Raw genomic sequence first — 10,921 nt, forward strand, 5'->3', positions numbered from 1 at the left:
CGCCGGGCGCGGACGTCCGACGTCCATTTATCAAGCCAGTCTTGGCAAGTCGGCACCATCGCCGGGAATTTCCCAGCATAAGCGAATATCCTCGCGGTCTGTGACACTCACTAAGCCGCGCCCGACGCGCCGGCCGACTTCCCGGTATCACTGGCTACCAGCGGTAGCCGGGTGGACCGTCGGCGTCATCGCGACCGTGTCGCTGCTCGCCAGCCTGTCCCCGCTGATCCGGTGGCTGATCCACGAGCCGCGGGAATTCATCAACAGCTACCTGTTCAACTTTCCCGACACCAGCTTCGCCTGGTCGTTCGTGCTGGCCTTGCTGGCGGCGGCGCTGGCGGCTCGCAAACGCATCGCCTGGTGGGTGTTGCTGGGCAACATGGTGGTGGCCGCGGGGATCAATGCCGTCGACATCGCTGCCGGCGGAAACACCCCCGCCGAGGCATTCGGCGAGAACCTCGGGTTTGCCTTCCACGTCCTGACGATCGTGCTACTGGTCCTGGGCTATCGGGAGTTCTGGGCCAAGGTCCGCCGTGGCGCGCTGTTCCGCGCGGCGGGCGTGTTGCTGGTCGGGGGCGCCATCGGGATCCTGGCGTCCTGGGGACTGGTCGAGATGTTTCCCGGGACGCTGGCGGCGCCCGACCGGTTGCCGTACGTGGCAAACCGCGTCGTCGGCTTCGGATTCGCCGATCCCGACCTGTTCACCGGCCGGCCGCACGTCTTCCTCAATGCGATCTTCGGGTTGTTCGGCGCGTTGGCACTGATCGCCGCCACCATCGTGTTGTTCCTCTCGCAGCGCGCCGACAACGCGCTGACGGGTGAGGACGAGTCCGCCATCCGCGGGCTCGTCGAACTCTGGGGGAAGAACGATTCGCTGGCCTACTTCGCCACCCGCCGCGACAAGTCGGTGATCTTCGCCCCCAGCGGTCGCGCCGCGATCGCCTACCGGGTCGAACTCGGGGTCTGCCTGGCCAGTGGCGACCCGATCGGCGACCCGCGGGCGTGGCCGCAGGCCGTCGCGGCCTGGATGGAACTCTGCCGGACCTACGGCTGGTCGCCGGGGGTCATGGGCGCCAGTTCGGAAGGCGCCCAGGCCTATCAGGACGCCGGCCTCAACGCTCTGGTGCTCGGCGACGAGGCGATTCTGCGACCGGCCGAATTCAAGTTGTCCGGCCCGGAGATGCGCGGGGTCCGCCAAGCGGTGACACGCGCTCGCCGGGCCGGGCTGACCGTGCGCATCCGCCGGCACCGCGACATTCCCCGGGACGAGATGACGCAGACCGTCGAGCGCGCGGACTCCTGGCGTGACACCGAAACCGAGCGGGGCTTCTCCATGGCGCTGGGCCGGCTGGGAGATCCGGCTGACGGTGACTGTCTCCTGGTGGAGGCGATCGGCCCGGCCAACCAGGTGGTGGCGATGCTGTCATTGGTTCCGTGGGGTAACACGGGCGCCTCACTGGACGTGATGCGCCGCTCCCGGGAATCCCCCAACGGCACCATCGAACTGATGGTCAGCGAGCTTGCGCTGCACGCCGAGAGCCTCGGGATCAACCGGATTTCGCTGAATTTCGCGATGTTCCGCTCAGCGTTCGAGCAGGGCGAACAATTGGGGGCGGGCCCGATTGCGCGGCTGTGGCGGGGACTGTTGATCTTCTTTTCGCGCTGGTGGCAGATCGAAACCCTGTACCGCTCGAACATGAAGTACCAGCCCGAGTGGGTGCCACGGTTTGCCTGCTACGACGACGCTCGGTTGATACCCAAGGTCGGCGTCGCGTCGGCGTTCGCCGAGGGTTTCCTGACGTTGCCCTTCACCCGGCGCGACAAGGTACACACCGGCCACCACCCCGCCGTGCCGCAGCAGTTGGTGGACAGCGGACTGTTGCACCCCGACGGAACGGCACCTGACGTCAGCGGACTGCAGGTGGCAGACCTGCCGGGGAGCGACGACATGCGGCGCCGCCAGCCCGAACAGGTGCGGGTCCGGCTGGCCAAGCTGAAGAAACTGCAGGACAGCGGCATTGAGGCGTACCCGGTGGGCGAGCCGCCCAGTCACACCGTCGCACAGGCGCTCGCCGCCGAAGACGGGGCTTCGGTCTCGGTGGCCGGACGTATCCTCAGGGTGCGCAATTACGGCGGCGTGCTGTTCGCGCACCTGCGCGACTGGTCGGGCGAGATGCAACTGCTGCTGGACAATTCGCGCCTGGAGCAGGGCCGGGCGGCCGACTTCAACACGGCGATCGACCTGGGCGACCTGCTGGAAGCCACCGGGCGGATGGGGTTCAGCGATAAAGGGACCCGGTCGCTGATCGTCACGCACTGGCGGCTGACCGGTAAATGCCTGCGGCCGCTGCCGGACAAGTGGAAGGGACTCACCGACCCGGAAGCCCGGGTACGGACCCGGTACGTCGATTTGGCCGTCAACGCCGAATCGCGCCACCTGATCACGGCCCGCAGCAGTGCTCTGAGGTCCATCCGCGAGACCTTGTTCGCCAAGGGCTTCATCGAGGTCGAGACGCCCATGCTCCAGCAGGTGCATGGCGGTGCCACCGCCCGCCCGTTCGTGACCCACATCAACGCCTATGCCATGGACCTCTTCCTTCGAATCGCGCCGGAGTTGTACCTCAAGCGCCTGTGCGTCGGCGGCGTGGAGCGGGTCTTCGAACTCGGCCGGGCCTTCCGTAACGAGGGCGTCGACTTCAGCCACAATCCCGAGTTCACGCTGCTGGAGGCCTACCAGGCGCACGCCGACTACACGGTGTGGATCGACGGCTGCCGCGAACTGATCCAGAACGCGGCCCAGGCCGCCAACGGCGCCCAGATCGCACTACGGCCCAGAACTCAGGATGATTCGATTAGCTACGGGGCCAGGCTGGAGCCGGTCGACATCTCCGGGGTGTGGCCGGTGAAGACCGTGCATGACGCGGTGTCTGAGGCCCTCGGTGAGCACATCGATGCCGACACCACCCTGAAGACCCTGCGCAAGCTGTGCGACGCGGCCCGCATTCCCTATCGCGGGTACTGGGACACCGGCGCGGTCGTGCTGGAACTCTACGAACACCTGGTCGAGGACCGCACCGAGCATCCGACGTTCTACATCGACTTTCCGACCTCGGTATCGCCGCTGACCAGGCCACATCGCAGCAAGCGCGGGGTGGCCGAACGCTGGGACCTGGTGGCGTGGGGCGTCGAGCTGGGCACCGCCTACAGCGAGCTCACCGACCCCGTCGAGCAACGGCGCCGCCTCGAGGAGCAGTCGCTGCTGGCCGCCGGCGGCGATCCGGAAGCGATGGAGCTCGACGAGGACTTTTTGCAGGCGATGGAGTACGCGATGCCCCCCACCGGAGGCCTCGGAATGGGCGTCGACAGGGTGGTCATGCTGATCACCGGGCGCAGCATCCGCGAGACCCTACCGTTCCCGCTCGCCAAGCCGCACTAGCTCCGACTTAGCTGACCCGCCCGGACTCAGTTAACTCACAGGGAATAGTGCGGAAACATGTTCCCGGATGGGATACCGGCGAACAACAATGAACCTGTGACCGCGTCGACGCCTCATGAATTGGCGCACGCTGCGTCGGCTGAGGGGTTCTCGACGCAGGCCTTCAGTCACACCTCCCTGATGCACGGCTGGGTGCCGATCACCGTTCAGGTCGTGACCGGCGCGGCATTGTTGGTGGCGATCGGCTGGCGGACGCGGGTGTGGCGGCGGCGCTGGCTGCCGCTGGCGACGGTGGCGGGCGCGGGTGCGGCGTACGGGACGCGCGTGTATGTCAGCCGGCTCTCCACCGAACCGGCCCCGGACGCGCTGTGGGTGTGGGCCGGGTTGGCCGGAATGGCCGTGACGGTGCTGGTGCTCGGGTGGCGCAGCGCGCACTGGTGGCGGCGCGGCATTGCGCTGCTGGCCGTGCCGCTGTCCCTGTTCAGTACGGCGCTGACGCTCAACATGTGGGTCGGCTACTTCCCCACGGTGCAGGCCGCGTGGGGTCAGCTCACGTCCGGCCCACTGCCCGACCAGGCCGATTTGGTCACCGTCGCGGCGATGATGGGCAAGGGCGTTCGCCCCACCCGCGGCAGCGTGGTGCCCGTCGTCATCCCTTCCGATGCGTCGCACTTCAAGCATCGCGGTGAGTTGGTGTACCTGCCGCCGGCCTGGTTCGCGACTAATCCCCCGCCGCGGCTGCCGACAGTGATGATGATCGGCGGCCAGTTCAACACCCCCGCTGACTGGGTACGGGCCGGCAATGCGGTGCGAACCGCCGACGCCTTCGCGGCGGCGCACGACGGCAATGCTCCGGTGCTGGTGTTCGTGGACTCCGGCGGCGCTTTCAACAACGACACCGAGTGCGTCAACGGGCGACGCGGCAACGCCGCCGACCATCTGACGAAAGATGTTGTGCCGTTTATGGTTTCAAAATTCGGCTCCAGCCCCGAACCGCCCAACTGGGGCATCGTGGGCTGGTCGATGGGTGGGACCTGCGCGGTGGACCTGACCGTCATGCATCCCGGCATGTTCAGTTCGTTCGTCGACGTGGCAGGCGACCTCTATCCCAATGCGGGCAACAAGAAAGAGACGATATCCCGGCTATTCGGTGGCGACGCCGAGGCTTGGGCGGCATTCGACCCGACCACCGTGATCACCCGGCATGGCCCGTACAGCGGGGTTGCGGGATGGTTCGCGATTCCCGCGCACCGCGAACTGCCGATCGCCGATACACCGGCCATGCGACAGGCAGGTCGTGACGCCGCGGCCAACCCCAGCAACCAGACTGCGGCCGCCAACGCGTTGTGTGCGCTCGGTCGCTCCTACGACATCGACTGCGCGGTCATCGCGCAACCGGGCAAGCATGACTGGCCATTCGCGGATCAGGCCTTCGCCGCGGCGCTGCCGTGGCTGGCCGGGCGTTTGGGCACCCCAGGGGTGCCGCGGATTCCGCTACCGGGCGACGCTACCCCTCCGCTCCCCGTCGGGCCGTCGGGTGCGCAAGTGGTCGCGGCCGGACGGTAGCCGGTGGCCCGAGTTGCCGGCGTCCGGCGCGCCATCTTCGCACGGCACTGCCACCCCTGGAGCGCCTGGACCCGCTGGGCCGGCACACCTCTGACTCTGGTTCCGGTCTGGACCCGGCGACGGAGCCACGCGGTGCTGCTCGCCGCGTGGCTGGCGATCAACCCATTTGTGTTCGGCGAGCCGCGCCACCACCGCGCCTGGGCCACTCGGGCGATGCTGGGTGAGGAACTGTGGATCAGCCGTCGCCCCCGCGATGCCGCCATGGTGGTGAGCGTCGCGACCTCGGTGGCGGCAGCGGTCGGGGTGGTCGCCGCTCGCCGGCGTCACCTGCGTCCGGCGGCGATCGCCGTGGCGGTGCAGATGGCACTGACGATGCTCTACTGGCAGCAGATGGTGCGTTACCTCGCGCGGCAGGGCGGTCCCGACGCCGGTGACCAGTAACGTGTCGAACATGCCGGACCAACCCTCTCCCCCAGACCCCGGTTACGACGACTCTGGTGCGCCGACGTTCGACTCGGTGCGCGAGAAGATCGAGACGCGCTTCGGGGCCGCCCAGGGCGCCGAGGAACTCGCGGCCGAAACCGCCGAGGGCAGATCCGTGGAGGAGCAGTACGAGGAGCGTCAACGGGCTGCCGCGGAGCGCCTGGCCAAGATCAGGGAGTCCATGCGCACCGATGACTGACACGGCGTATGCGTAAATTCAGCATCGCGGAGCGCCGGAACCGGTTGGCGCGCAGACACTTTCTGTCCAGCACCGGTTCGGTGTCCCGCGTCACCGCCGGGCTGATCGGACTGCACGCCACCGATCCCGCCACCCCGTACCTGTCGCTGTGGGCGCGCTGCCGCGGCTTCTCCACCACCGCCCTGGACCGGGTGTTGTACGAAAAGCGTTCTGCGCTGAAGCATCTGGCGATGCGCAGGACGCTGTGGGTGGTGAACTCCGACGACGTGGCGCTGGTCCAGGCGGCGGCCAGCGCCCAGGTTGCCGACAACGAGCGGCGCCGACTGGTCGCCGACCTGCATAAGGCCGAGGTGACCACCGACGGCGACGGTTGGCTCGATCAGGCATGCGCCGCGGTGCTGCGCCACCTGTCTGAGCACGGACCGGCCAGCAGCACCGAACTGCGGGCCGCGCTGCCGGAGCTGGCCGGCAGCTACGATCCGGCACCCGGAAAGCCCTGGGGCGGTTCAGTTCCGGTAGCCCCGCGGGTGTTGACGGTGCTGTCGGCGCGCGGGGACATCGTGCGTGGCCCCAACGACGGGGGCTGGACCGCGTCGCGCCCCCGGTGGAGCGCCGCCACAACTTGGCTGACCGAGCGCGGCACACCCCTGCCCGAGGCCGCTGCGCGGGCCGAGTTGATCCGCCGGTGGCTGCAGACGTTCGGTCCGGCGACCGTCACCGACATCAAGTGGTGGTTCGGCACCACGCTGACGGCGGTGCGGGCAGCGCTGGCCACCGTCGGCGCCGTCGAGGTGGACCTGCATGGCGGCGCCGGATACGCCTTGGCCAACGACCTGGCGGTCGAGCCCGAGGTGCCCCCGTGGAGCGCGCTGCTCCCGGGTCTGGACTGCACCACGATGGGCTGGTCGGAGCGGGACTGGTATTTAGGTGACCATCGCGGTCAGGTCTTCGACAGCAATGGCAACGCCGGGCCCACCGCATGGTGGAACGGGCGGGTAGTCGGCGGGTGGTGCCAGGACGACCGGGCGCGCGTTCACCTGCAGTTGCTGGAGGATCCCGGCGCCGAGGCGCGGCGATCTCTACAGCAGCGGGCCGATCAACTCACCGACTGGTTGGACGGGGTCCGGATCAACGCGCGCTTCCCCTCCCCGTTGTCGAAGTCGGTTCCGCAGCGGTGACATCGAAGGACGGGACACCGGGTATGCGAGCACCATGGACTGGCTGATGTCGCATGCGGTCGCGATCGGCTCGGCGTTGCTGGCATCGTTTGTCGCGGCGGTGGGCATCGTCGTCCGGCAGGCCGCCCTGCAGAATCCCGCGCTCGACGGCGGACCTGGCGCCGTCGCCGTCCTTCGCGACCGGTTGTGGTGGGCGGGCACGGCCGCCGCCACTGCCGGATACGCGTTTCAAGCCATGGCCCTGGCGCACGGATCGCTGCTGCTGGTGCAACCGATGCTGGTCTCCTCGTTGCTGTTCGTCCTGCCGCTCAGTGCGGTTCGACTGGGGCACCGCGTGCCCGGCTCCGAATGGGCCTGGGCCACGTTGCTGACCGCCTCCCTCGCGGTGTTCGTGCTGGTGGGGAAGCCGCGGGAAGGAAACTATCGCCCTCCGACGCCGGCCTGGACGCTGGCCCTCGGGGCGGCAGTGCCGGTGCTCGTGGCGGTGCTGGCCGCCCGTCGGACCGAAGGCCGAGTCCGCGCCTCGTGGCTGGGCGTGGCGGTGGCCCTGCTGCTCGGAATGATCGCCGTGCTCACCAAGACCTGCACGCACCGCTATGCGGTCGGCGGGTGGCACGCCCTTTTCACCTCGCCGGCGCCGTACGTGCTGGTGGTCCTGGCGGTCGTGGCGACAGTGCTGCAGCAGTGGGCCTTTCACGCCGGGGCGTTGCAGGCGTCGGTCCCCATCATGCTGGTCGGCGAGCCGGTGGTCGCGGTGATGCTGGGCGTCGCCGTGCTCGGCGAGCATCTGACGGCGCATGGTGTCGGAGCGGTCGCGCTGCCGGTGGCGATCGCGGCCATGCTGGCGGCCACGATCGCACTGGCCCGCGGCGAGGGCGCCCAGACGCAGGAGGCGGCAGCAGCGCTGCGACGCTGACTCAGCGATCGCGCCAGCCCCGGCGATACCGTTCTTCGTAGTACGCGTCGTCGTCCTCGACCTCGGGCCGACTCTCGGCTTGCTGTCGTACCGTGTTCGCTTCGACGAACGTCGACATCGCCTCGACCCGTGGATCGGACCGGACCTCACGCATCGCGTCCTCGACTTTGGGCCGCATGTCGTCCACGGCGGCGTTGTAGGCGGCCAGGATGGTGGCTTCGTCGGGCACCGTCACCGACAGCAACCGGTTCTCGGCATCCACCACCACTCGTATGCCGTCGGCCGCACCGACGCCGCGGACCTGCGCCAGCGCGGACTGGGCGCGCTGCACCTTGAGGCCGAGTTCCTCGAACCCGTCACGTCCGGCCACGGTCAGCCCATCTTCTTGTCCCGCGGTAACCGGCAACCGGTGTAGCCCGCGACCCCCAGGTTGCCGGCATAACCGATCTTGATGAAGATGCCGGTCGGTCCGGAGAACCAGACATCGTGATCTCCCGGCTGGTTTCTCATGACCTGAACGTCGGTGGCGCCGATCTTCGCCGCCGACTCCTTCGCCGCCTGGACTATTGCCGTCCAGGCCTGCTCCGATACCGCGACGTTCTCTGCGACACGATCCGGCAGGAAGTATCGCTGTCCATCCGTCTGCTCGTACGGTCGCTCACAATTTCCGGTGGTTCCCTCGTGCAGCGTCTCCCACTTCATTTCGGGAATCAATCTGCTTGCGGCTGAGGTGATTTCGTCCATCGCTGCCTGCACCTGGGCCGTGGTGTCCTCGAGCGAGGGCAGAGCTTTGAGTTGCCGGAGGGCCTGCGTCGCCTCCGATGGCGGGGTGGGTTCGTACGGTCTGTCCACGTGGCATCCTGTCACCGCAAGAAGGGCAGCGAAGGTCACTACCCGGATAATCGTGCTGCCGCCCCTGACGGCGCGCATCGTCCTGTGACGGGTCATATCAGCTTCCTGGGATCGCCCGATGGCTCAGGTCGGCCACGACGGCGGCGATGTTGTAGCCCGTGGTCCGCGGCAGGTTGTTGCCGCCTTGGCGAGGATAGTCACTGTGCCCGTGAGCGCCTTCGAGGCTGAGGGTGCCGCCGTGGCCGTCCGGGATGATGGCGGGCCCGGTACCCAGTCGGGTGAATTCGGTGTTGGTAGCCGGGTTCGGGCCGAACTGGCCGGCCCCCGACGCGTCCAGCAGTGACAACCCACCCAGGGCGCCCACGTTGAACGGGAACGGCAGAAAGGGCGCGCCGGCACGGGCGAGCGGCGGAGCGTCGTAGGTCAGCTGGATCGGGTCGTCCGGGGTTTCCATGGCATAGACGTGCCCGGGCTGCAGGTGCAGCTGCTGCGGCGTCGAGGCTTCGATGCCCGGTGAACCGTAGAACAGGGCGTCGCTGACGCCATGGTTGCCGGGCTCCTGCAGGGCCAGCCCGGTGGTCAACGAGCCATAGGAGTGCCCGATCGCGGTCAGGTGTGCCGGGCCACCGTCGTGTGCGGCCCCGATTCCGTCGTAGAAACCGGCCAGACCGCGCGCCCCCGTTCGGGCCAGATCGTCATGACTGACGCCCCAGGCGCCCGCCAGAGACCTGCCGCTCTCGTCCAGACCGGGAATCTGCGGCGCGTCGTAGCCGATCCAGGCGATCGCCGACACCGTCTCATGGGTGCGGCCGGGCGTGGTCGCCAGCTGGCGCAGGGCTTCCAGCCGCATGTTGGTGGCTTCCTCGGCCATACCGGTGATCGCGCCGTGGACGGTCGTGTTGAGTCCCGGCGCGGTCACCGAGACATGGGTGGCGGTGTCGGGATCACCGATTGCGACGGCGGCATGGGCCTGACGCCCGTTCTGGGTGTCCAGCAGCAACAGTTTGCGGTCGGGCTTGCCGCCGACGGCCTTGTCGACGGCCTGCAGATCCGGCAGGGTTCGCGTCCCGCCCAGCGCGGCGTCGTACCGGCGTTTCCACGCCTCGTAGGCGAGGCGGTCGTCGAAGATCGCTCCGGGCTCGTTGGGTGAGGGAACGTTGTTGCCGGCCGCCCAGTCGGGATGCTGTGCGCGCAGGGCATCGGCCTGCGCGATGGCGGAACGGGCCCGGACCAGCTCGTCTGCCAGGGTCTCCCGGTTGTAGTAGTCCCGATCCACGGCGGGCATGCCGTCCCGGTTTCCGATATAGCGGTCGCGCTGGTACAGCGCGTCCTTCTCGGCGGGGCTCAGGGCGTCCCAGAAGTCGTGGAACTGCTCGGGATCGGCGGGCGGCTGGGACCTGCCGTCGAGGATGGCCTGTATTTGGGGACCGACCGGCGCGCCGTCCGGCCGCTGTCGGTACCCGGCCAGTTCCTGCAGGCCAGTCGAGATAGCTTGTGCTGCTTGGTTTTCCCCGTCACCGAACTGGGCCAGCAGCTCTTTGACCCGAACCTGGAAATCAGCCGCCTGGCTGTCGAGTTGTGCCTGCAGCAGGTACGCCAGCAAGTCCCCCGACCTGGCGCCTGGCACTTGCGGGGCCTTGACGTTGCCCTCGTCGTCCACGGTCATTCCGGCCGCGGGGATGTCGCCGTCGACGATGCTCAGCAGGGCGTTGCGCGAGGCGCCCAGCTGCGCGCCGTAGGTGTTGAACGTGTCCGCCAGTGTGATCACGGTCGAGCCGATGTGGTTGGCCCCCAGCTTCTCCGATATCGCGCGGACCGATGTTGCGCTCGCAGCCTCGCCCTTCCAGCTGTCCATCGCGGCGTCCACGTCGCGGTCCATCTGGTCGACCCGCGCGTTGAATGCATTGCTCTGAGCGCTCAAGTCCCTGGCGAAAGCCGTCATCGACTCCGGCTTGCAGCCGCGCACGTGACTGATCGTGGTCACCTCGACTAGCGTCCGCCGGTGTACTGACGCCGTTGGTCGGCGAACCCCCGATCGACGGCCTCGTAGGTGGTGGCGGCGTCCGCCGAGAAATCGGCCATCCGGCGCACGCCGGCGCCAACCACTCCGAATCCTCTGACGACGGCATCGCCGACTTGGGCGGCAGCCTCCTGCACCGGCGAGCCCGGCATTTCGACCGCAGCGGTGATCTTCAACGCCCGTATCGCGTCTGCGTGCCCGGCCAGGGTGGCACCGAGCCTGTGCAAGTTGTCGAGATCAACTTGAAACAGGTCGCCCATCCTGGGGATTT

Annotated in this window: 10 protein-coding genes; 6 read left to right on the forward strand and 4 right to left on the reverse strand. The window is 68.3% G+C overall.

Features of this window, described 5'->3' with window-relative positions; genetic code table 11:
• Window positions 1–100: 100 nt before the first annotated feature.
• The 6 genes from lysX to ACNQS7_RS04885 are packed head-to-tail and all read left to right on the forward strand — an operon-like array spanning window position 101 to window position 7,778.
• Window positions 101–3,436, forward strand: a complete 3,336-nt coding sequence (gene lysX, locus ACNQS7_RS04860) for a bifunctional lysylphosphatidylglycerol synthetase/lysine--tRNA ligase LysX (RefSeq protein WP_418011665.1) — start codon at window positions 101–103, stop codon at window positions 3,434–3,436.
• A 57-nt stretch (window positions 3,437–3,493) separates the two neighbouring features.
• A complete protein-coding gene (locus ACNQS7_RS04865; protein WP_418011666.1) occupies window positions 3,494–5,002 on the forward strand; it encodes an alpha/beta hydrolase in 1,509 nt (502 codons plus the stop codon).
• Between the two features lie 3 nt (window positions 5,003–5,005).
• Window positions 5,006–5,443, forward strand: a complete 438-nt coding sequence (locus tag ACNQS7_RS04870) for a DUF6653 family protein (RefSeq protein ID WP_418011667.1) — start codon at window positions 5,006–5,008, stop codon at window positions 5,441–5,443.
• 10 nt (window positions 5,444–5,453) lie between these two features.
• Entirely contained in the window at window positions 5,454–5,684 is a 231-nt protein-coding gene (locus ACNQS7_RS04875; RefSeq protein WP_418011668.1) for a hypothetical protein, read from the forward strand.
• An 8-nt stretch (window positions 5,685–5,692) separates the two neighbouring features.
• On the forward strand, window positions 5,693–6,862 hold the full coding sequence (locus ACNQS7_RS04880; RefSeq protein WP_418011669.1) for a winged helix DNA-binding domain-containing protein: 1,170 nt from the start codon (window positions 5,693–5,695) through the stop codon (window positions 6,860–6,862).
• A 34-nt stretch (window positions 6,863–6,896) separates the two neighbouring features.
• On the forward strand, window positions 6,897–7,778 hold the full coding sequence (locus ACNQS7_RS04885) for a DMT family transporter (RefSeq protein ID WP_418011670.1): 882 nt from the start codon (window positions 6,897–6,899) through the stop codon (window positions 7,776–7,778).
• Window position 7,779: 1 nt separating this feature from the next.
• On the opposite strand, the gene ACNQS7_RS04890 is transcribed toward ACNQS7_RS04885, so the two are convergent.
• The 4 genes from ACNQS7_RS04890 to ACNQS7_RS04905 all read right to left on the reverse strand — a co-directional run bounded on the left by ACNQS7_RS04890 (window position 7,780) and on the right by ACNQS7_RS04905 (window position 10,910).
• A complete protein-coding gene (locus tag ACNQS7_RS04890; protein ID WP_418011671.1) occupies window positions 7,780–8,148 on the reverse strand; it encodes a hypothetical protein in 369 nt (122 codons plus the stop codon).
• Between the two features lie 2 nt (window positions 8,149–8,150).
• Window positions 8,151–8,630 (reverse strand): LppA family lipoprotein, encoded by a 480-nt coding sequence (locus ACNQS7_RS04895; RefSeq protein WP_418011672.1) that lies wholly within the window; start codon window positions 8,628–8,630, stop codon window positions 8,151–8,153.
• Window positions 8,631–8,727: 97 nt separating this feature from the next.
• On the reverse strand, window positions 8,728–10,614 hold the full coding sequence (locus tag ACNQS7_RS04900; RefSeq protein WP_418011673.1) for an alpha/beta hydrolase: 1,887 nt from the start codon (window positions 10,612–10,614) through the stop codon (window positions 8,728–8,730).
• A gap of 5 nt (window positions 10,615–10,619) precedes the next feature.
• The gene (locus ACNQS7_RS04905; protein WP_418011674.1) at window positions 10,620–10,910 is read right to left on the reverse strand and encodes a hypothetical protein; all 291 of its coding nucleotides are present in this window, start codon (window positions 10,908–10,910) and stop codon (window positions 10,620–10,622) included.
• Window positions 10,911–10,921: the final 11 nt, after the last annotated feature.

This window comes from Mycobacterium sp. 23 (assembly GCF_048287075.1).
GTDB lineage: Bacteria > Actinomycetota > Actinomycetes > Mycobacteriales > Mycobacteriaceae > Mycobacterium > Mycobacterium gordonae_B.